This is a genomic window from Desulfosarcina variabilis str. Montpellier, from assembly GCF_048565275.1.
Taxonomy (GTDB): domain Bacteria; phylum Desulfobacterota; class Desulfobacteria; order Desulfobacterales; family Desulfosarcinaceae; genus Desulfosarcina; species Desulfosarcina variabilis.
Window position 1 is genome coordinate 1,858,146 of record NZ_CP159846.1, and the last position, 22,683, is coordinate 1,880,828.

Annotated in this window: 12 protein-coding genes; 5 read left to right on the forward strand and 7 right to left on the reverse strand. The window is 55.8% G+C overall.

Annotated features, from left to right (window positions below; translation table 11 throughout):
- Positions 1–94 precede the first annotated feature (94 nt).
- The 4 genes from Dvar_RS08215 (at position 95) to Dvar_RS08230 (ending at position 13,940) form a co-directional block, all read left to right on the forward strand.
- A complete protein-coding gene (locus Dvar_RS08215; protein WP_419661206.1) occupies positions 95–9,490 on the forward strand; it encodes a neuraminidase-like domain-containing protein in 9,396 nt (3,131 codons plus the stop codon).
- A gap of 204 nt (positions 9,491–9,694) precedes the next feature.
- Positions 9,695–10,387: a sulfite exporter TauE/SafE family protein gene (locus Dvar_RS08220; RefSeq protein WP_419661207.1), complete on the forward strand. Its 693-nt coding sequence runs from the start codon at positions 9,695–9,697 to the stop codon at positions 10,385–10,387.
- A 275-nt stretch (positions 10,388–10,662) separates the two neighbouring features.
- Positions 10,663–11,832, forward strand: coding sequence for an alcohol dehydrogenase-like regulatory protein ErcA (gene ercA, locus Dvar_RS08225; RefSeq protein ID WP_419661208.1), 1,170 nt, complete (start codon positions 10,663–10,665; stop codon positions 11,830–11,832).
- Between the two features lie 86 nt (positions 11,833–11,918).
- The gene (locus Dvar_RS08230; protein ID WP_419661209.1) at positions 11,919–13,940 is read left to right on the forward strand and encodes a PAS domain S-box protein; all 2,022 of its coding nucleotides are present in this window, start codon (positions 11,919–11,921) and stop codon (positions 13,938–13,940) included.
- Here Dvar_RS08230 and Dvar_RS08235 read toward each other — a convergent pair.
- The 4 genes from Dvar_RS08235 to Dvar_RS08250 all read right to left on the reverse strand — a co-directional run bounded on the left by Dvar_RS08235 (position 13,937) and on the right by Dvar_RS08250 (position 16,986).
- Positions 13,937–14,674: an ABC transporter permease gene (locus Dvar_RS08235; protein WP_419661210.1), complete on the reverse strand. Its 738-nt coding sequence runs from the start codon at positions 14,672–14,674 to the stop codon at positions 13,937–13,939. The two genes, Dvar_RS08230 and Dvar_RS08235, sit on opposite strands and share 4 nt — an antisense overlap.
- Entirely contained in the window at positions 14,671–15,648 is a 978-nt protein-coding gene (locus Dvar_RS08240) for an ABC transporter ATP-binding protein (protein ID WP_419661211.1), read from the reverse strand. Before Dvar_RS08240 ends, Dvar_RS08235 begins: the two co-directional genes overlap by 4 nt.
- An 8-nt stretch (positions 15,649–15,656) precedes the next feature.
- Positions 15,657–16,463, reverse strand: coding sequence for a glutamate racemase (gene murI, locus Dvar_RS08245; RefSeq protein ID WP_419661212.1), 807 nt, complete (start codon positions 16,461–16,463; stop codon positions 15,657–15,659).
- 64 nt (positions 16,464–16,527) lie between these two features.
- Complete coding sequence (locus Dvar_RS08250; RefSeq protein ID WP_419661213.1) at positions 16,528–16,986, reverse strand: ferritin-like domain-containing protein; 459 nt, start codon at positions 16,984–16,986, stop codon at positions 16,528–16,530.
- Between the two features lie 328 nt (positions 16,987–17,314).
- Between Dvar_RS08250 and Dvar_RS08255 the strand changes: the two genes are divergently transcribed.
- Positions 17,315–17,866, forward strand: a complete 552-nt coding sequence (locus Dvar_RS08255; protein ID WP_419661214.1) for a CBS domain-containing protein — start codon at positions 17,315–17,317, stop codon at positions 17,864–17,866.
- A 98-nt stretch (positions 17,867–17,964) separates the two neighbouring features.
- Here Dvar_RS08255 and Dvar_RS08260 read toward each other — a convergent pair whose 3' ends face one another.
- The 3 genes from Dvar_RS08260 to nadB all read right to left on the reverse strand — a co-directional run bounded on the left by Dvar_RS08260 (position 17,965) and on the right by nadB (position 22,659).
- Positions 17,965–18,546 (reverse strand): 2-oxoacid:acceptor oxidoreductase family protein, encoded by a 582-nt coding sequence (locus Dvar_RS08260; protein ID WP_419661215.1) that lies wholly within the window; start codon positions 18,544–18,546, stop codon positions 17,965–17,967.
- Between the two features lie 122 nt (positions 18,547–18,668).
- Positions 18,669–20,489, reverse strand: coding sequence for an indolepyruvate ferredoxin oxidoreductase subunit alpha (gene iorA / locus Dvar_RS08265; protein WP_419661216.1), 1,821 nt, complete (start codon positions 20,487–20,489; stop codon positions 18,669–18,671).
- Positions 20,490–21,018: 529 nt separating this feature from the next.
- Entirely contained in the window at positions 21,019–22,659 is a 1,641-nt protein-coding gene (gene nadB, locus Dvar_RS08270) for an L-aspartate oxidase (RefSeq protein WP_419661217.1), read from the reverse strand.
- Positions 22,660–22,683: the final 24 nt, after the last annotated feature.

Consider the following 22,683-nt stretch of genomic DNA (forward strand, 5'->3'; position numbering starts at 1 on the left):
TACCCAATCAAGACACCAACCTTCGGGAACCGTCGGACAATGCCCTATCATCGGCGTTTAGCCGCGATAGAAAAAGATATGGTGGAGGCCAAATATGGCAAACATTGAACTCATCATCACAGATAAAAGGGACACTGCCGTCCAGAGCGTTCAGGCCATTATTCGTTGCGAGTACAAAAATAAGGACTCTTGGCACAGTGAAGTGCTTCTCGCTGATTTGAACGGCATTATCCGTTTGGAAATTGAAAACACTTTAATCCGTCGATTCAACTGGCAGACCCTTCGTCTGGATCTTCGACGCCAGCAAGAAAAACTGTCCTACAGCATTTCCGAACAGGGCAAGGTCGCGCCGGGCCGATACCGCGTTCGTGTCGTGGTAGACGATGCAAAAAGCGACATCGATGGACCAACTACCGAAGATGATAATCCGGTTCAGCCGCCGCGCCCGAATAGATACGCATTGAAGAATGGTTTCTCGGTCAATGGGGTGGTCAGCACCGATGATGGCCGTCCTCTGTCCAACCTGCCGATATGTGCATTCGACAAAGGTATCGGCAAGGAAAAAGAGCTGGGCAAGACATTCAGCGATGATTCCGGCCGATATCATATCGCTTACAAGAAAGAGGGTTTGCTCAATCCGTCATCAGGTACCGCCAACTTGGTGGTTCGCGTTTATGCTTCAGCCGCCGCCAGAACGCCCCTGGCCGTCTCACCCATGAAACAGAATGCCCGCCGGCGGGAAGTCATCGATCTGACGGTGGATTCCTCGGATTACCAGGGACCCGCCCTGGTTGACATCGTGGCCGGCAAGCTTGAATCCCTGCAACTGGATACGGAATCTACGACCCTTGATATGAACGATGTGCGTTTGATCGCCAGACGCACCGATCAGACTGTCGAGGTGGTGATGCACTTTCTTCTGGCTCAGATTTTTGCCCGTAGGGCAGAAATGCTGGCCGGCAAGGCGTTTCCTGTGGCTCCGGTATTCGGCATCCTGCACGCCGGGCTGACCCCGGACGGCTTTGCCGCGGCGCGTGATTCACGGCTGGTCAACCTTCTCAAGCAGGCCATCGGCAACAATTGGATCCAGACGCTGGATGCGCAAAAAAGTGTCGATGCCATGCGGCCCGTACGGGTCAAACTACTGGCCCAGAGCGCAGCGCGTGCCGTTGCCATGATCCGCAAAAAGGGATTGGACGACAAACAGGTGGCGGTGATTCTGGATGCTTATCTGCGCAGCGATCAGAGCCTGTACAGCCTGTTGCATCGACTCGGTGAGCAAGGCCAGATCCCCGCCCAGACGGCCCAGGCGGTTCAGGGCAATCTGGCTTTGGGGCAGTTTATGGGGGGGCGCCTGGACGTGGCCGATGCCTTGGCCACGGACCATGGTATTGCACATCCCATGGATCTGTCCCGCCTGACATCCAAAGACTGGCGCACCATTGTGCAGAAGCATTTTACCGTTCTGGCCGATGACAAAACGGATGAAACAAAAAAGGAGAAGATTAACCGCCTGGCCGATGACATGACCCGGCAGGTGGAAGCGGCGTTTCCGACCGCCGTATTTTCGCAGCAATGGAAAGCCGACGGGGGCCTGGGCAACAACGCGCTTCAATCATACCTGGAAAAGCATCCGGTCTTTGATTTCAGCCGCCAGCGCCTGGAGCAGTACTGGGAGGAGATCGGAAAACTCCCGGCGGCAAAGACCAGAAGCCAGCTGCAGCGGGTGGAGCGGCTCTTTCACATCGCTCCCGATCATCAACGCTTTCCTGCGTTCAAGGCATTGTGGGCGGCAGGGATCGACTCTGCTCGAAATGTCCTTGATCAAGGACGGGGGCGATTTGTCGACTCCATGGTGGGCGCCGGCGTGGATGCCTTGCGGGCCAACGAGATTTTTCGCAAGGCCCGGCGGGTGGCTTCCCGGGATCTGCTGGCGATCCCACCCGTGCCGGTCGGCAAGGGCGAGCGCCAGAATGACGATGAGAACACGGCACCTGTGCGCGTCCAGCCGACCATCGCGGCCCTCTTCGGCGGCCAGGGCGGCAATGGGTGCCCCCACTGCCTGTCCGCCTTCAGTCCGGCGGCTTATCTGCTGGACATGCTGGGCTTTCTGAAAAAGGCCCAGACTGATACCGGGGCCAATGGGCTCGACCTGTTTTTCATTCGTCGGCCGGATGTGGCCAATCTGCGACTGGATTGCCCAAACACCGATACGGTGATGCCTTACATTGACCTGGTCAATGAGATTTTGGAGCATGTGGTGGCGACCAGCGACGTTCCATTTAACGCGCCTTCCGATTGGATGGTCGAGGATACCCTGGATCTTCAGACAAGCGGGACGGCAGAAGATCTCGCCGCCCATCCGCAGCACTTGAGCACCCATGCATACAACCGCCTGCGCCTGATAACCGCTCCGTGGACCCTGCCGTATAATCTCTGGTCCGATGAGGTCCGCACCTATCTTGGGCAGATCGGAATTGACCGCAGTGAACTGCTGGCCGTATTGCGACCGGATGAGGATCCCGTTAAAGTGCTTGAAGTGGCGCTGGCGCGCCTGGGCATCGACGCCACCGAGGCTGCGGTGCTGTCCGCGCCGGCCGACTCGGATGCCAAACGGCTGCTGCTCTGGCAGACCGCTGATCCCGCGGCCGAGCTCAAGGCGCTTCGACTTTTTCTCAAGCGCACCGGCCTCGGCTACGACGCCGCAGCCGATATTTTTTCCACCCGTTTTGTCAATCCCCGCGGCCGTGTGGTAATGCCGACCGACCTGAGCGACCTGGACAATGCCACCCTCAACCTGAAGCCCCAAGACAATGACGCGCTGCTCGACCGCTTTCACCGATTCACCCGTCTGCGGCGCAAAAGCGGATGGTCGGCCCGTGAACTGGATGCCGTGATGCAGACCGTCGCGGCCGGAAGGCTGGATTCAGACAGCCTGGCCGACATCGGAATCATTGCCGAGATTCAGCATCGTTACGGGACTCCCATCGAGGAACTGGCCTGCTGGTTCGGCAACATCGACACCAATGGCAGCGATCATGACCCGGCCCTATACCAGCGCCGTTTTCTGGACGGATCGGTTCACGGCGTCGTTGGCGACGGACAGGTCGATCTGCTCTCCGAGGTTTTTGCCATCACCGGATCCGGCAGGTCACGGAATCTGGTGGTCACGCTGCCGGGCAGTACCTACGACAAGTGGCTGGCCAGGCAGTCCCAGACCCTGCCCGGGGTGTGGGAACTTCACCCGGATTATGCGCCCATTGTCATGGCAGCCTGCAAGCTTTCCGCAGAAGCGCTCACCGCCATTGTTACCGCACCCGGCCTGCTGCCAAAGCGGCAAAAACAGGTGTCCCTGAATCTGTCAACCCTCTCCCAGCTGTTTCGTACGTCCTCTATTGCCAATGCCTTGGGCATTTCCGTATCCGATTGCCTCGACTGGCAGCGTCTGATCGGCGGGCCGCTCGGCGCGACCCCCGGCCAGACTCAGGACCCCGCAACCACGCTGCTGCTGCTCAGGGGGATATCCTCACAGATCGAGGCCGGTGTGAGCGCGGCGGTGCTGCGCGATGCACTGCTGGGTGAAGATGGGAACGGGCAGGCGCCGGCACCGGAAGACATCAACGCCTTGCTTGAGGACATCCGGTCGGATCTGATCAAGACGGCCGGTGAATACCGTGCCGATACGCCGGGTGCGGAAGCGCAGCTGCGATTGTGGCTGAGCCTTGACCCTTCCCTGATCGTCAATGACACGCAGGATGATATCGCCGCCGTGATCGCCATGATTGATGGCAGCCAGGCTTATGACGCGAGTTTTCAAAATGCCCTGGCGTTTCTGCCGCCGGAAACCCGGGGCCGCCTGTTTGCGGCCGATGGCATCACCAACAAAGACGAGCGAATGCTGCTGGCCGCCGCCTCGATGCCCGTCGACAGCATCGCCCTGGGCAAGGCGGACACGCTGCTGCGTGAGGACGAAACACTGGATGACACCGGGATTACCGAACTGTTGAGAATTTTTGCCGGGGTGTCGGCATTGACCCCCACAGAGCAGACCGACCTTGTGAAATCGGCATTGCCCTATCTGGACACGGCCGCGCTGTTCGTTACCTCCCCCGATGCGCGGCTGCAGACTGTCTGCAAGGGACTTTTCGATCATTGGGTGCGCCGGCCGATCGTCGTCCAGCGGCTCTCCACGGCACTGGCGATCAGCGAACGGCACGTTGAATTGCTGGCCGGTGCGGTGCCGGATGATGCCCCAACGGTCATCCAGATTCTGTTGCGGCCTGAGTTCGCAGACGCCCGCGCCGGCGCGACGGCCATCGCCATCGGTGCCATCCTGCGAATGAATCGCCACGCGGCACTGGTCAGCGCCATCGATCTGGATGCGGATGAAGTGGCCTTTACCCTGGCCCATGGGCCTCGGCTCGGCTTGTTTGATTTTCGTGCGCCCGGGGCCGGACAGCTGATGAACTGGCACGCCACGGTGGCAGCTCACCGGATTCATTCACGGGTGGGAGACGTTGACACCAATCTGTATGCAGTGCTCGAGGGAATCATCGACGGGACGGTCGATGAGGCGGGGGCGCAGGCGGCGCTGGCTGCGCTGTTCGGTGTTGCGCCTGCCGATGTGGCACAGCTGGCCGGCGTGGACGGGCTGCAGTTTTCCTATCCGGATCATTACCTGCGGGTGCCGGCCATCAACCGGCTGTATCAGGCCTGTGAGTTTGTGCGGCTAGCCGGCGTGTCCGGCGAGCAGGTGATTCAGCTGGCCCAACCCACGCTCAATACCGAACACGCCAGCATCGCCCGGGCCGCTGTCCGCTCCCATTACGATGAGAACACCTGGCCTGACGTGTCCGGCCAGCTGCGTGAAGGATTGCGCCAGCGCCAGCGGGATGCGCTGCTGGCCTTCGTCCTTACGCGCGGGGCATTCGATTTGTCCCACGAACACGCTTACGCCTACTACCTGATCGACATGGACATGGCCCCCTGTTTTCAGACCACGCGTCTCAAACAGGCCATCGCATCGGTACAGCAATTTGTCCAGCGCATCCTGCTGGGCCTGGAGCCCGGCAACCTGGCCTTTACCCGGGAGGATGCCGTGGAGTGGCAGTGGCGCAAGAATTACCGGGTCTGGGAGGCCAATGTCAAAGTCTTTGTGCATCCCGAAAACTGGCTGGTGCCGGAGCTGCGTGACGACAAGACGCCGTTTTTCAAGGATTTCGAACAGGAATTGATGCAGGGGGAACTCTCCACCGACCTGGCCGAAGGCGCCGTTACCCATTATCTGGAAAAACTGCACGGTGTTTCGAACCTGGAGATCGTCGGCCTTTACGAGGAAAGTGATGACAACGGCTATGCCCTGCATGTCGTCGGCCGCAGTCGCAACACGCCCCATGCGTATTTTTACAGGATCTACAATGGTGAAACCTGGACGCCCTGGGAACCCATCGAAATGGACATCGAGGGGAACCATATCGTTCCCGTCGTCTACAACCGGCGGCTGCACCTGTTCTGGGCGACGTTTACCGAAGAGGTGGATGAGGTTGCCCTGAAAGAGACCGGTATTGAAGATAATATCAAGACGGTCGGGGACAGGATCAAAGAACTGGAAGACTCTCCAAACGGATTGATCGAGACCCTAGAAGGCGTAATCGAAGGCTTTAATGCACAGATCCTTGAATTGGAAGAAGACGGGGTATCCACTCCGGAGAAACCGATCATACAAACATATGAGAATATTGTCGCCATCCATGAAAGTACATTGAAAGATTACAAAGCCGAACTGATAGCGTTGAAAGTCCAGCTGGGCCGACTCGACGCCGATCTCGCAAGGGCAACCCAAAACGTCAGCTACCAGCTCGTGCAAATGAACTGGATCGTACGCGGCCATGACGGCTGGTCGTCGAAACAGGCCACCAAAACGCCGTTTCAAGACCAGCCAGGTTTTGCACCGGATCAATACCAATTCCTCGGCACCACCCAGGCTGGGGGGCTGATCATACAAGTCGTTACCGGGGATTTTGATTTTTCCTATACGAATCGGGAAACCCGAACCGCGGGTCTTTTTACCATGTCCGACTGTACCGGCGAGTTGGTTGTGGTGGACGATCATCTACCGGCGACGCCACCGCTTCAATTCTTCGGGAACAACAGTGAGCTGGTTTTTGCCCATCATCGGATCGAGATGAATAATCCATACAATAACAGCCAACAGTCCCTTGTCGCCTCGGGAGTGGTTCTGATAGAGGATTCCCCCCAGGCAGTGGTCCTTGCAACCAAACTCCATCAGATGGACGGCCGGGCGACGCCTTTTTTCCTGTCCAGTGGCGAGCGCACCTTTTTTGTGCAGATGAAAGCATCCGGCGCCGTATTCGGCGGCTCTGTTGAAGCGCCCATTCCAGGCCCGTTGGACGGGAATAAGGCCGAATTGCTCACCGATTTGCTGAATCTGACGGCATCCGAATCCGAGATCACCATCGGCAATACCGAAAAGCACCACTTCAGCGCTCATTATCACCCCTATACGTGCGCCTGCCTGCGTCAGATCCGGCGTTACGGCATTGCCGGCCTTTACCGCCCGGACCCGGACCTTCAGCCCGGGCGGGATGCTGTCGATCTGGTCCGGCAAACCACGCTCACCGAACCCCGATTCGATTTCGATCAACGTTTCCAGCCCAACCGCGACGAGGTCAGCGGTGCGCCCAAGGATAAAATCGATTTCTCCCATGGGGCCGCCTATGGACAGTACAACTGGGAACTGTTTTTTCACATCCCCATGATGATCGCCACGCGGCTGATGCAAAACCACCGGTATGACGAGGCGCAGCAATGGCTGCACTACATCTTTGACCCCACCGAGCGGGAGGGCAGCGGGCTGCAGAAGTACTGGAAAATAAAACCGTTCTATTACGCTCAGATGTGGGGGGATGCCCAGGATGACCTGGCCGGGCAGCTTGCAACCGTTGACGCGGAAGATGCGATCAGTCTCGATTCGATGATCGAGCAATGGGAACAGCATCCATTCCAGCCCTATGCCATCGCCCGTTTCAGGATCGTGGCCTTCATGCAAAGGGTTGTCATGACCTATCTGGACAACCTGATCGCCTGGGGGGACCGCCTGTTCAAACAGGACACCATGGAATCCATCAATGAAGCCACCCAATTGTACGTGCTGGCAGCGGGCATCCTCGGCGAGCGGCCGCTGATCATAGATTCACCGGCAACAGGCCGCAGTGCCGCTACGGTCAAGGCCTTTATGGATGGTCAGGCCGTGCTGCCATTGCCCGCCGGGCAGGTGCCCGCCACTCCGGGCGGAACCGATGGCCAGGGCGCCCAGGGGATACTCGGGGTCATCGAGCAGTTCTGCCTGCCCTACAACGCGCGTATGCTGGACTATTGGGATACGGTTGCGGATCGGCTGTTCAAGATTCGGCACTGCCTGAACATCGACGGCGTTTTCCGCATGCTGCCGGTATTTCAGCCGCCCATCGATCCGGCCCTGCTGGTGCGCGCCGCCGCGGGAGGCGTCGATATCGGCGCCGTGCTTGCCGATCTGTCCGCACCCCGTCCGCATTACCGTTTTACCACCATGCTGCAGAAAACCTCGGAACTGGCCTCGCTGGTCCAGGGGGTGGGCAACCAGCTGCTGTCCGCGCTGGAAAAACAGGATGCAGAGTCCCTGGCCCGGCTGCGCAGCGACCACGAGGTGGCGCTGCTCAAGCTGGGCACCGCCGTTCGTCAGGACGCGGTGAAAGAGGCCCGCGAGCAGATCGACGCCATTGCATCCGGCAGGGCGATCGTGGAATTGCGACGGGATTTCTATGCGGGTCGGCTGTACATGAACACCGGTGAGCAGCTCGACATCGTTTTGCGGGGGTACGCCTGGTATCTGAGAACCTTGAGCCAAGTGGCCCAGGCCGCGGTGACGCCCATGGAGGCTTTCCCGGAAATCACTGCAGGCGCTGCCGGCATATCTTCGCCGGTGTTCCTGACCAAGATGCCCCGCCCGGCCAATTCCGCCCAATCCGGGGTAAATATGCTGAACGTGTTCGCGGATATGACCCAGACGGCCGCCGGGATGGCTCAGACCATGGGCCAGTACGATCGCCGGCAGGAGGAGTGGGACCATCAGGTGGCTCTGGCGGATGCCGAATTGAAACAGTTCGAAAAGCAGCTGGCCGCAGCCGACATCCGTCTGGCCATGGCCGAGAAAGAGCTGGCCAACCACGAAAAACAGATCGCCTATTCGGAAGAGGCCCACGCATTTTTAAAGGACAAGTTTACCAATACCGAGCTTTACGCCTGGATGGCGTCCGAGCTGTCCTCGCTCTATTTTCAGGCCTACCAGCTGGCCTATGACATGGCCAAGGGGGCTGAGCGCTGCTACCAGCACGAGCTTGGCATCCGCGACACCGGCTTTATCCAGTTCGGCTACTGGGACAGCCTGAAAAAAGGGCTGCTGGCCGGCGACCGGCTGATGCTGGACCTCAAACGCATGGAAAGCGGCTTCCTGGAAAACAATGGGCGGGAACTGGAGCTGAGCAAAACCGTTTCTCTGGCCATGCTCAATCCCGAGGCCCTGCTGCGTCTGACCGAAACCGGTGAGTGTTTCTTCAACCTGCCGGAGCAGTGGTTCGACCTGGATTATCCCGGGCATTATTTTCGCCGGATCAAGAGCGTCAGCCTGACCATCCCGGCGATCACCGGGCCCTATACCACGGTGAACTGCACCCTGACGTTGATCAGCGATCGTTACCGCCGCGAAGCCGTTACCGGTGAGGCGGACGATCAGTATGTGTGGAATGTGGGCGCGATCCAGTCCATTGCCACCAGCAGCGGGCAGGCTGACAGCGGGCTCTTCCAGCTGAACTTCATGGATGAACGTTATCTGCCGTTCGAACGGGCGGGCGTTGTCAGCAGCTGGAAACTGCAGTTGTCCCGGCCGGATCTGGCTCAGTTCGATTACTCGACGATCAGTGATGTACTGATCCATGTCCATTACACGGCTCGCGATGGGGGCCAGGCGTTTCGCAGTGCGGTGGAAAATCAACTGGCGGCATCCATGAACGCCCTGATTACCGACGATGGCGGATTCCCGCTGCTGATCAGCATGAAAAACCAATATCCGGACGCCTGGGCCAGGATGCACCAATCCGATCCGTCGGATTTTTATATATTTGATTTTGAGATCAATTCCACGCATCTGCCGTATTTTCTCAGAACTCGGGTCAGCCGTGCCAAAACGATGAAACTGGGTGTCGTTTCCAAATCTGACACAGAACTGGATTTCTCCGGTGAATCGACTGTTTTGAACGACGATACATCCGCCGGTGTGGTGTTTGTCAATGATTCGACGATGGGCATCCCGGCTGCCGTCTTTTCCGGTGCGATTGCCCTGGGCTCACAGCGGTTGACTTTGCCGCCGGCCGTTTTAACGCGGCTCTCTGATATCAAGGATTTACTTCTCATCCTGATGCTTGATGCCAAATAATCCGCTCATTGAACGGTTTGCTGGCTTTGGTTTGCCATTTAGTACCTTGTTATCAAATGCAATTTGTACTAAGGCAATAGTATAAGACAGGGAAAAAGACCAAAACCCGAATGGCAAACCGATAAACCACCATGAAAAGACTTTTCAGTCCTACCAATGCGATCTTCAACCGGGTTCGCAGTTATTGGGACAGCCATTATTCACATGCTATCCAGCGTTGACACGGCGTCGCTGTTCATGCTTGGCCTTTTGGGCACCGGACACTGTATTGGCATGTGCGGTCCGCTGGTGGTTGCCTTTCCCGGACAAACCGGGCGGTTCAGCGCACATTTGGCTTACCATGCCGGCCGCCTGATCACCTACTCACTGATCGGCGGGTTGATGGGGGCGGCCGGCAGCGGCCTGGTTTGTCTGGCAACGCATTTTGGCAGCAATCCCATGCTATGGGTGTCACGGATCCAGGTGGGTATCAGTCTGTTGGCCGGATTGTTTTTGCTTTTTTTCGGGCTGTCCCGTATCGGATTTGTCGCCGAGCCGGACTGGCTGGCCATTGCCTATCCCAACCGACTTCCCGGATGGAAAACACTCCTTTCCAAAACGGGTGATAAACGGGACAATCGCGAACTTCTGATGATGGGGCTGTTATTGGGCGGTCTGCCTTGTGGGCTGTCCTACGCCGCCTTTGCCAAAGCGCTGTCCAGTGCCAACATCTTTTATGGTTCGTTCATGGCCCTGGTTTTTGGTCTGGGGACCTTGCCGGGACTGCTCGCCATTGGCGCCGGCGCGGCATTTCTGTACAATCGGTTCCGGCAGCAGGCGGACATGTTGGCCGGGCTGATCATGTTGGGGATGGCGGCCATGTTACTGGTCAAAGTCATAGAGGGGGTGTGGGGATAAAGAAGCAATCAATGATTGAATCGAAACAGATTTGTTGGTAGTGTCTATATTAGATATAATTGCAGTTAAATAGCGTTTTCAACTAGGGAGTAAGAAGGTTTTCTTGCAAAAGCATCTGGGTATGCACTTCGTTTCAGCGGATTCCGCCTATTGAGTCCCAACCCCTGTTAGCCACACATTTCATAGCAGATCGCCACAGTGACGTGCATAACCAAATAGAAGAAAATACTTTTACTTTTCCATGTAACCCGGGCACGATGCTGGGGGCTATCCCGATGGATCCAACTGCGTTGATTCAACTAAGGAAATTTTTGGTGCCGGAAATCGTTTATGGTGTTGGGGCACTGAATCTGGCCGGTCGGCATGCCAGTAACTTTGGGGCAACCAAGGTGTTGATCGTTTCCGATAACGGGGTGATCGATGCCGGATGGACCGCCAAGGTCGAAGAAAGCCTTCGTGAGTCTGGGATTCCTTATGGGGTATACAGTGGGGTGACCGAAAATCCCAAAGACCATGAAGTCATGGCCGGGGCCAAGCTGTATCAACAGGAAAACTGTGATTTAATCCTAGCCGTTGGCGGAGGCAGTCCCATGGACTGTGCCAAGGGAATCGGGATTGTTGTTGGCAACAATCGGCACATTTTGAAATTCGAAGGGGTGGATGAAGTATCCCGTCCCGGTCCACCGCTGATTTTTATTCCCACGACTGCCGGCTCATCTGCCGACGTATCGCAGTTTGCCATTATCACCGACACTGACCGGCGGGTCAAAATCGCCATCATCAGCAAGATGGTCGTTCCGGATATCGCGCTGGTAGATCCCCAAACCACCACTACCATGCCGAAGCCGCTGACGGCGGCGACCGGCATGGATGCCCTGTGCCATTCTTTCGAAGCCTATGTGTCCAGTGCATCATCGGCAATCACCGATATGGCCGCTTTGCGGTCCGTGCAGTTGATTGTGGACAACCTTGCCGGTGCCTATGCGCATCCCACGGATATGGTCTGCCGGGACAATATGATGATGGCCAGTCTCATGGCCGGCCTGGCGTTTTCCAATGCCAGCCTTGGGCTCGTGCATGCCATGGCCCATAGCCTGGGGGGAGAAAAAAATTTGGCGCATGGCGAATGCAACGCGGTGTTGCTTGAAGCGGTGGTGCATTTCAATTTTCATGCGGCCGCCGACAAGTATACCGCGCTTGCCGCGGCCATGGGCGTTCACACGGACGGCCAGCCCCCGGATGCGGTGGCCAGGGACTTGGTGGACCGGTTGGTTGGATTGCGCCGGCAGGTGGGGATCACCCAGCGGTTGAAAGATATGGGCGTTACACCCGGTGAAATTTCCCAACTGGCAGAAAATGCCGCTAAGGACCCATGTCTGGCAACCAATCCACGCGTGGCCAGTGTGGAACAAATTGCCAGTATTTACGAAAAGATTTATCATTAACGCATCTGGATCATCAACCACGGCTCGGTACGCGTAGCCGTTGTGACCTTCAGAATACTAAATATAATGGGTTAAACACGTTTGCCATGTGCAAGACAGAAGTCCTCGATAAATTCCAGCAAGCCCGTGAGAAATTTCTTGGCTTGAGTCTGGAATCCACCCGCAAAAGCTATTATCCCCAGCTTAGACAGCAGCTTTCGACCATTCAGGAAAATGAAAAACGGCTGCGCTTGTTGACTGACAACCTGCCGGCCCGGATTTCCTTCATTGATGCCGAGCAGCGCTATCTATTCGTCAACCGTGAGTATGAACGGGTCTGGAAAATTCCACGCGAGAAGATTCTTGGGCAACGGGTTGAAACGGTGGTGGGACCGGAAAATTATCAAAAAATCGAAGGTGCGATCCGTCAGGCCCTGGCTGGTCAGCGAATGCGCTTCGAAGCGGCCATCGTCGAGGGCGACGGCCGCCCCGTGTGGCTGGAGATCAATTATGTGCCTTATACGGACGCGGACGGCAATCAGGCTGGTTTTTACGCCCTGACCCAGGATATCAGCGAACGCAAATGGGCTGAGGAAGCCTTGCGGGAAAGTGAGGCCAAAAATCGGGAACTAGTTCAGTACGCCCCGGCCGGTATTTATGAGTTTGACCTGCAGCGGCGCCGATTCGTCAGCGTCAATCATGTCATGTGTGAATATACGGGGTATACGAAAGAAGAATTTTTACAATTGGATCCCCGTTCGTTGTTGGTGGAAGAAAAAGACCAGCATATTTACGATGCGTTCATGCGTGAGGTCCATTCAGGCCGTCTGAATCCGAAAACAGCGGAATTTGCCATCCGGTGTAAAAACGGAAGTCAGATCATCGTGCTGCTCAACATTCGATTCTTTGCCGAGGATGGCCATCCCAAACGAATGATGGCCGTGGCCCACGATATTACCGCCGTGCGGGAAGCGGAGACGGCAAAACAAAATCTTGAGGTCAAACTACAGGAAACCCAGAAACTCGAGGCCCTGGGAACCCTGGCCGGCGGCATGGCCCATGATTTTAACAATCTGCTTATGGGAATCCAGGGCAATGCGTCTTTAGCGCTGCTGGATATCGATTCATCCCATCCCATGTATCAACGCCTGAAAAACATAGAGTCCTATGTGCAGCGTGGAGTTGATTTAACCCGCCAATTGCTGGGACTGGCAAGGGGGGGCAAGTACGAGGTCAAAACGACGGATTTGAATGCGCTGGTCAAAGCCAGCGCCGATATGTTCGGCCGCACAAAAAAAGAAATTCAGCTCCAGTACGATCTGGAAGATCGTCTATGGCCGGCCGATGTGGACAAGGGACAAATTGAACAGGTGTTGCTCAACCTGTATATCAATGCCTGGCATGCCATGCCCGATGGCGGTAATCTGGTCATTTCTACCGCCAATGTATCGCTTGGTGAAACCGATGTTGCGCCGTATTCAATCCCTGCGGGTCGTTATGTGCGTGTGTCGGTGGCAGATACCGGGTTTGGCATCGACCCATCCATCCGCCGCAAAATTTTTGACCCCTTTTTCACCACCAAGGGCATCGGTACCGGCACCGGCCTTGGACTGGCTTCTGCCTATGGCATCATCAAAAACCACCAAGGCGCCATTGATGTGACCAGCAAAGTGGGGCAGGGGAGTGTTTTCTTTTTTTACCTGCCGGCCTCTGATAAGGCCGTTGATCGGGGGCGTACGGGGGCCGAACAACTGGCCACCGGCAGCGAATCCATCCTTCTGGTCGATGATGAATCCATGGTCCTCGAAGTGGGCCAGCAACTTCTCGAAGCCCTTGGCTATCAAGTCACCACAGCTTCCTCCGGTCAGGCCGCCATCGATATTTACGAGCAATTGAATGCGTCTATCGACCTGGTCATTCTGGATATGATTATGCCCCAGATGGGCGGCAGCGACACCTTTGACCGGCTTAAAACGATTAACCCGGATGTCAAGGCACTGCTTTCCAGCGGCTATAGCATCGATGGTCAGGCCACCAGTATTCTAAACCGCGGATGCAACGGCTTCATCCAGAAACCGTTTACAGTCAATATACTGGCAAAGAAAATCAGGGAAGTCCTTGAAGGCTAATAAATCCATTTGCGCCTGATATTCCATAAACTGGCGGCAAACAAGACTAGGCAAAAGGCGCCGAGAATCAAAAGATCAAGGGCAAACGACATATGGTGCGTGCCGTGAACGGTCCCATGCAGCACATCGACACCATAGGTCAGCGGCAGGGCATAGGCGACCGGTTTGAGAAAAACAGGCAACCTGGCGATGGGAAAAAACAGACCGCACAGAAAGATCATGGGGAAGCGGAAGAAGTTGGAAAAGGTCTGCGCCTCGAATACCTCACTGACCGCCACAGCGATAAAAAGACCCAGGAAGGTCGAGGCCATGGCGATCAACAAAACCGCCGGAACAAAGATATGCCAGGCCACCCCGGACAAATCGGTCAGAAAGGCGGCCATGATGACGGGAACAAAGGCATTGGCCGAGCCAAAGACAATGGCGCCGCCGGTTTTGGCCAGCATGAGCAGTTCAAAGGGAATTGGTGCCAGCAGCAGCCGTTCAAATGAGCGGCTCTTTTTCTCAAAGGTAATGGTCACCGCCAGCATGGATGTGGTGCCAAAGAGAATCGAGACCGCCACAACGCCGGGCAGTAGCGTGGCGATTTTCTCCGGGCCGCTGCCCGAGCGGATGAAAAACATGCCCGTCCAGGCCAGAGGGAAGATGATCCCCCAACTCACGTTGGGCGGTTTCAGGTAGTAGGTGCGCATGTCCTTGCGCACAATGTTCCAAAAGGCAATCCAGCGTTTCATCGGCCGCCTTTTCCTCTTTTCTCTTTTTCCCGGTGCATGGTTTCGGCTTCGATGCCGGTGATGTCCACGAAGATATCTTCCAGCGATGCCCTGACACGGCGGGCCTCGAGCACCACGGCATTCCGGTCTTCAAGGTATCGTACCAACGGTCCGACGTGAATCAGATGCTCGGCTTCGACGCGCAGAACGCCCCGGTCCTGGACATTGAAGGCAAGGTCCCCAAACGCCTCGCGAAGTTCATCCAAAATGTCCACCGGCAGACGTTGACAGGTAATCTGAAGCACTTTTTTGTGCCGTACCGGCTGGACCAGATGCTCGACCGTATCGATGCGTACGATTTTTCCTTCGACGATGAAGGCAATGCGGTCGCAAAGCCTTTCCGCCTCTTCGATATAATGGGTGGTCAGGAAGATGGTCGTGCCGGTGCGGTGCAGATCGTCGATGAGTTTGCGCAACTGGCGCGCACTGGCCACATCGATACCGGTGGTGGGCTCGTCCAGAAAGAGAATTTTAGGTCGATGGATGATCCCCGCGGCAATGGTCAGCTTGCGTTTCATTCCCTTGGAATACCCGGCGAACCGGCGATGGGCCGCCTTTGCCAAACCAAATGTTTTCAGCAGCCGACGGGCGCTTTGCTCCCGATCCTTTTTACCCATCCCATACAAGGCCGCGCAGAAGCAAAGGTTTTCCCACCCCGTGAGTTCCGTATACAAATTGCTTTCGTCCGGCACCACACCAACAAGATGCTGAGCGGCTTTGGGATTTCGCGTGCAATCGATGCCGGCGATGCGGATGCGTCCCCCATCTGGACGGGCCAGACCGGTGAGCATATTGATGGTCGTGGTTTTTCCCGCTCCATTGGGGCCCAGAAAACCGAACAGCTCGCCACGGCCGACATGAAACGAGATACCGTCGATTGCCTGGACAGTATCGAAACGTTTGACGAGATTTTCGACGGTGATGGCGTCAGACATGAAATTATTTAAACACCTATTTCGATTGTGTACACCTTGTGGTCTTCGTCGCTTACCATCTTTAGCACCCGCTTGAGCAGCGCCTTGCTTCCAGTCGTATAAAAATTCGATTGCCCCGGATGTTTTCTGTTTTGGCATTTGATCTGCCGCTTTTCCAGCAGCCGGGCCGTATGCCGGGCCACGGCCGGGGCGGGATTGAAAACCGCAATCGCATCGCCAAGAATCCGGCGGATGCCAGGTTCCAGAAAAGGATAATGGGTACATCCCAGAACAAGGATGTCAATATTGTGGGCCATCATCGGGCCAAGATAGGATTGCAGAAGCTGCATGGTGGCGGCACTGTCAAAATCCAGGGCCTCGACGCTTTCGACCAGTCCATGGCCCACCTGCTCAATGATGGTGATACCGCGCCCGTAGGTGGCTTTGGTCCGGTTGAACAATCTGCCTTTCAGGGTCTGCGCGGTTGCCAAAACGCCAATGGCCCGGGTGCGTGTCTGCTCCAGCGCCGGTTTGATTGCCGGTTCCATGCCCACAAAGGGAATTGGATAATGGCCACGTAAAAATGCAATGGAAGATGCCGTGATGGCGTTGCAGGCAACCACAACAAGTTTGCATCGACGTTCCATCAGAAAGTCGACGATGGTTGTAACGCGCCGGGTGATTGTATCGGCTGGTTTCGAGCCGTAAGGACAGAAACCGCTGTCACCAAAATAGATGAAGGTTTCATGCGGCAGGACCTGAACCAGTTCACGCCATACCGTCAATCCGCCAATGCCGGAGTCAATCACACCAATGGGTTGGGTTGTTAAATCCAAGGCAAATAAGGACTATCTCGGGGTTGTGGGTTGCCCGCGCCTGATCACGCTTACTCCTGCGCGGTTATTTCGGCAGCAATTGTTGAAACTGAGCAATATGCTTTTTTTCTTCATCGATAATCTGCTCCAGCTGCCTGGCGATGGCCGGATCATCAATAAAAGATTTGAGAATTTCGTAAAAAGCGATGGTGTCCTCTTCAAATCCGATGAAGGTTCGGATCATTTCATCGGCGGTATGGATCGCTTCAAAATCAACTTCCTGCAGCGAGAAGGATTGCTCCTGAACCACATCTTCAACCAACGCCCGGCTGAACTGGGCCATCAGATGGTGGTCTTCCCCCTTGGACAATCTATTTTTCAGCTCGTTGAACCAATGGGCATGACTTTTTTCTTCCTCGGCAATCCAGTTCAACAGATCCTGCAGGTTTTTATCCGACGTGTGCTGCCGGGCATCCAGATAGGTTTGTTCGCCATTGTTTTCAAGACGAATGGCAATATTTAAAATGTCTTGCGCGCTAAACATATGGCCTTCCATGCCTCCAGGCGTTGGTGGTATTTACCCGCAGAGGCTTTTTCCATATTGATCATTTGTGGGTCCATACGGGATTGGGTTTCATACCGGGTGACATGCGTCCGGTTTTCGTACTATCGCTCCGTTTGTTAACCTGATTGGATTATTTTTTCAACTTTTCTAAATTTCGCCGTTTATCCGGTGGAAATTGCCACACAAATGTTGAGCCTATATTGGGCAAATGATATATTTATAGTTACACGGGTACAATGGCAAAAACGTTAAAGATTTTTTAAACAGGCTCTCAACAACTTACCCAAACAAGAGGAGCGACGGTATCATGGAAAAAATGAAAGTACGGGATCTTATGGTCCCGGCAGATCAATTCCCCAAAATAGCCGATCACGCAACCTTTTATGATGCGCTTGTTGCCCTTGAAACTGCCCAGGAAAAATTTTTGACCGGAAGCGCCAAACAGAGAATTTTGCTTGTTCAGGATAAGAACGGAAAGATAATCTCAAAAATTTCACCCATCGACCTGATGCGCGGCCTGGAGACCCAATACAAGGAACTCGACATGAGTGATATTATCAGGCGCTCGGGGCTTACCTATATCTGGACGACCATGCAGAATGACCTTCGGCTATGGGAAGACCCATTCGGTGATCTTTGCCGCAAGGCGATCGAGGTGAAAATAGGAAACTTCATCCAGCCCCCGGGGAAAGGGCAGCTTGTTGGTACTGACGATGTTCTGGCCAAATGTTTCCATCTTTTCGTAATCAATCGCCACGACTCACTGTTTGTTGTCGAGAACGATGATATTATCGGTCTGCTGCGTTTCTCGGATGTTTACAAAAAAGTGTCACAGACCATGAAGGCCTGCGCCATTTAAAGTTTGAGATGGTTTATCGTCAGCTGCGCATCCATTATTGATGACCATTGATGGCGATACCTCACGTCTGCTGTTTGAATACACGGCATGGCAGAGTGCTATACTATGGCCTGGCTATTCTCTGCTCCGGCCGATAGTGCCTGTATAGCGCTTTGCAGCAACCCAGGCTTGCCTTCAAGCCGTTTTTTCAGAATTGCCGTGATATCATCCAGGTTGCAGTACAGCATCTGATCCTTGCTGCTTTTGTTTGTCATGCTGGCCAAAGCAAACCCCAGCATGAGCAGGTTCAGGGTTTTCGGTGTGTCCATTTCCTGTGCCAAGCGATCTGCATCAAGAAAAAAGGGGCGGAAAGACTGGTCATCGGCACCGGTTACAGGGGGCGCACTGTTCACGATGGCCCAACCGCCTTGTTTGATATAGCCGCCGTGCTGGACAAGACTCTCGGCTTTGAGGGCGATCAGGCCGTCGGCCCGGCCCGGATTGATCAATGGGCTGGTGAATTCTCCCACCTTCAAATGGGAGATGACCGTGCCGCCCCGTTGGGCCATGCCGTGGGTTTCTGAGGTAAAGACCGGCAATCCCTTGGCAATGGCCGCCTCGGCCAGCAGCCGGGTGATAAACAAGACACCCTGACCGCCGACGCCGCTGATAACGATTTGATAGGTGGATGATGTCGTCATGGTGATTTCGGCTTTTTTATCGTTGTGTTACCTGTTTAGGTATAAGGTATAAGGTATAAGGTATAGGGTATAAGGCTTACTGGGAAAGGATTTCTGGTGTTTAGCGCTCCCCACCCCGGCTTTTACCCTCGCTGAATGGCCCCCTTGGGACAGATGTCCTGCAGACACACGCCGCAACCATTGCAGACCAATGGATCGACGACGGTGCGCTTGCCCTCATCGACCGGGATCAGGGCCGGGCATTCAAAATGCTGGTGACAATAGCCGCAACCGTCACAATCCTCGGTAACCGTGATTGGGATTGGCTCAGCCGCCTGACCCTGGCGGGCCAGGTCGATGATGCAGGGATGGCGGGCGATGACCACCGCCGGACCCTGATCGCGGCTGAATTGAACGGCCTTTTTGACGGTGGCGATAAAATCCTTCAGGTCATAGGGATCACGGACTTCCAGAAATTCTACACCGCAGCCCTTGACCAGGGCTTCCATGTCCACTTTGACCAGCGTTTCCCCGCCGGCGCCTTTTCCCGTGGCCGGGGTCGGCTGGCTGCCGGTCATGGCCGTGGTGCGGTTGTCCAGGATGACCAGAACGAGACGCACATTTTGATTGACCGCATCGATCAAGGCCGGGACGCCGGCGTGGAAAAACGTGGAGTCGCCGATGGTGGCCACGATATCGGGCCGCCGTTCGGCATGGCGATAGGCATGATAAAAACCAGCCGCCTGGCTGATGGCGGCCCCCATGCAAAGCACCGTATCCACCGCTTTGAGATTCAGGCCCAGGGTATAGCAGCCAATGTCGCTGGTGTAGATTCCCCGCGGTGCCGCTTTTTTAATGGCAAAAAAACTGGCCCGGTGCGGACAGCCCGCGCACAGGGTCGGCCGCCGTCCCGGTACCTGGGGGAGATTCGGCAAATCGACCGTTTCTCCGGCAAAGTCGGCGATCAGGGCCATCACCGTCTCGGGCAACAGCTCGCCGACCCGTGGGACGATATGGTTGAGCTTGCCTTTGACCCGCTGGCGGTCGGCCAGCTGCATTTCGATAATGCCGGTGGTTTCTTCTAGTACCAGGATGTCGTCAAAATCCGCCAGAAGCTGCCGGCTGAAATCGGTGTGCAGCGGGAACGGCTGCTGTACCTGAAAAAACGGCAACCGGTCCCACAAGCCGAGATCGCTTAAGGCCTCGGCTGCGTAGGCCGCCGCAACACCGCTGGCCACCAGGGCCTGCCGGCCGCTTGCCTGGGGGTTGCGCAGCACCGGTGCGGTTGCTGCATACTCGGCAATGCGGGCCAGCTTTTCTTCCACCTCCAGGTGCAGTTGATAGCGAAATTTGGGGGTTGCCGCCCAGCGTGACGGATCCTTTTTAAAATCCGGCTCGGCGGTGGTGGCTGGCAAGTCGCCGGGCATCACATCCTGCCGGGAATGACAAACCCGGGTAGTGGGCCGCAGCATGACCGGCGTGCTGAATGTTTCCGAAAGGTCGAAGGCCGCAGAGACCAACGCCTTGGCCTGACGGGGCGAGTCCGGGTCCAGCACGGGGATTTTGGCCATCATGGCCATCATGCGGCTGTCCTGTTCGGTCTGGGAAGAATGCGGGCCGGGGTCGTCGGCACTGACGATCACGAATCCGCCGGCGCAGCCCATGTAAGCGGCACTCATCAGCGGGTCCGACGCCACGTTCAATCCCACCTGCTTCATACTGACCGCTGATCTTAGCCCGGCCATGCTGCCGGCATAGGCAATCTCCAGAGCCACTTTTTCATTGACCGCCCACTGGGTGTGCATGTCAACGCCAAGCCGTTTCTGGTAGGCGGCCACCGAGGCCAGTATCTCCGAGGCGGGGGTTCCCGGATAGGCGGTGGCGATACGGCATCCATTTTCAATCAAGCCGCGGGCAATGGCTTCATTGCCCATCATGAGTTCTTTTTTGTTTGCCTGGTTCATGAGTCCCTTTGCCTTTTTTATTTCTATATAAGGTGTTGCATCAATCCACCGGCACCGATGGCCATGTTTACGCATTCAAGGGGTTTGGTTGCCCAATTGCTAATACATGGTATTGATAAAAATGTCGAGGGGAGCGGAAAGGGCCAGGGCTGTTAAATTTGGGGTGAGTGCTTTGGTCGGAAGCGATTGATGTCCTTTAAAAATGAAGAAAAAATGCCAAAGGCCAAAATCCAAATGTCAATTGAATGATAGAATCGATTGAAAATAGGCAGCATACAACCATTCGGCATTTTTGATTGGATATTTGACATTCATCATGATTGCATTCAGAAAAAATAGTATGGGGCGCATGGGAGCGAGGCATAATGATGGTCGATTACGATTACGAGCACGAGCACGAAAAATGCTAATGCACGTCGTGCTCGTGCTCAGTGAAGCGGTGCTCGTAATCGGAAAGAAGGATCGGCCAATTGAATTGGATTTTTCGTGAGGAAAAGGGGGGCACCCGCACCCCTTGAATCCATGTGCGCTATCCCACGATCTGGCGCCGGATGACCGTGTCTTTTTTCCAGCGGTGATCGTCTCTTTTCGGATAACCGATGTTGTAGTGCAGTCCCCGGCTCTCCTTGCGGTGGTTGGCGCACTTGATGATCAATTCGGCTACGGTGGCGATGTTGCGCAGTTCGATGAGATCCGGCGATACCTTGAAATTCCAGTAGTATTCCCGGATTTCGTTTTGGATATTGTCGATTCGGCGTTGGGCCCGGGCCAGGCGCTTGTCCGAGCGTACGATGCCCACATAGTTCCACATCAATCGCCGGATTTCATCCCAGTTGTGGGCCACCATGATCTGCTCGTCGCTGTCGGTGGTGCCCACATCGTCCCAGTCCGGAATATCCGGCAGGCCGTTCTGGATACCGGCACGAAAATCTTCAATGGACTGGTGGGCGGCTGCGTCGGCGTAAATCAGAGCCTCCAGAAGCGAGTTGCTGGCCAGGCGATTGGCGCCGTGCAGACCGGTACAGGCGGTTTCACCCACGGCAAAAAGCCGGTTAAGATCCGTGCGGCCGAACATATCGGTCACCACGCCGCCGCACATGTAATGCGCGGCCGGTACGACGGGAATCGGCGCCTTGGTCATGTCAATGCCAAAGGACAGGCATTTGGCATACAGATTGGGAAATCGCTCGGTCACGAACTGCGCCGGCTGGTGGGAGATGTCGAGAAACACGCTGTCCTGGCCGCTGCGTTTGAGCTCCGTGTCGATGGCACGGGCGACCACATCCCGGCAGGCCAGATCCCGTTTGGGATCGTAACGCTCCATGAACGTATTGCCCTCAGCGTCGATCAGGCGTCCGCCCTCACCGCGCACGGCTTCGGAAATGAGAAAATTCTTGGCTGCCGGGTGAAACAGGCAGGTGGGGTGAAACTGAACGAACTCCAGATTGGCAACGGTCGCCCCGGCGCGGTATGCCATGGCAATGCCGTCTCCGGTGGCGATGTCCGGATTACTGGTGTAAAGATAGACCTTGCCGGCACCACCGGTGGCCAACAGGGTGATTCCGGCGCCAAACGCCATGACCCGCTTGGTATGGTGATCCAGCACATAGGCACCGCAACAGTAATCTTCATGGGTGGTGGTGACCAGCCCGCGTTTGATGCGGGTGGAGAACGTAATCAGGTCGATGGCCATGTGGTTTTCGTAAAAGTGAATGTTTTTATGCTGCCGGGCACGTTCCAGAAGCACCCGTTCCACCTCCTGGCCGGTCATGTCATGGGCGTGAACGATGCGGTTGCGGGAGTGACCGCCTTCACGCCCCAGATCGAACGACGCGTCTTTGTCCTGCCCGGATGTTTTATTGTCAGTGCTGAAGTTGACCCCGATATCAAGCAACTCCCGTATGCGTTCGGGGCCGCCGGTGACAACCTGGTGGACCACATCCGGATTGCACAGCCCATCCCCGGAATCGAGTGTGTCCTGAATGTGCAGGTCAAACGAGTCGGTCTGATCGAAGACCGAGGCAATCCCGCCCTGGGCGAGGTTGGTATTGCTGTCGACGGCTTGTTTCTTGGTGACGATGGCTACTGTCCCGGTGTCAGCCACTTTCAGTGCATACATCAGGCCGGCAATGCCACTGCCGATAATCAGAAAATCAGTTTTTACGTTCATGGTTCATCTTTCAATTCAAGGCTG

Bases quoted from the DNA above. Each gene is read 5' to 3' on its own strand.
- Dvar_RS08215 (WP_419661206.1), top strand. From the start codon at position 95: ATGGCAAACATTGAACTCATCATCACAGATAAAAGGGACACTGCCGTC.
- Dvar_RS08220 (WP_419661207.1), top strand. From the start codon at position 9,695: ATGCTATCCAGCGTTGACACGGCGTCGCTGTTCATGCTTGGCCTTTTG.
- ercA (WP_419661208.1), top strand. From the start codon at position 10,663: ATGGATCCAACTGCGTTGATTCAACTAAGGAAATTTTTGGTGCCGGAA.
- Dvar_RS08230 (WP_419661209.1), top strand. From the start codon at position 11,919: ATGTGCAAGACAGAAGTCCTCGATAAATTCCAGCAAGCCCGTGAGAAA.
- Dvar_RS08235 (WP_419661210.1), bottom strand. From the start codon at position 14,674: ATGAAACGCTGGATTGCCTTTTGGAACATTGTGCGCAAGGACATGCGC.
- Dvar_RS08240 (WP_419661211.1), bottom strand. From the start codon at position 15,648: ATGTCTGACGCCATCACCGTCGAAAATCTCGTCAAACGTTTCGATACT.
- Dvar_RS08250 (WP_419661213.1), bottom strand. From the start codon at position 16,986: ATGTTTAGCGCGCAAGACATTTTAAATATTGCCATTCGTCTTGAAAAC.
- Dvar_RS08255 (WP_419661214.1), top strand. From the start codon at position 17,315: ATGGAAAAAATGAAAGTACGGGATCTTATGGTCCCGGCAGATCAATTC.
- Dvar_RS08260 (WP_419661215.1), bottom strand. From the start codon at position 18,546: ATGACGACATCATCCACCTATCAAATCGTTATCAGCGGCGTCGGCGGT.
- iorA (WP_419661216.1), bottom strand. From the start codon at position 20,489: ATGAACCAGGCAAACAAAAAAGAACTCATGATGGGCAATGAAGCCATT.
- nadB (WP_419661217.1), bottom strand. From the start codon at position 22,659: ATGAACGTAAAAACTGATTTTCTGATTATCGGCAGTGGCATTGCCGGC.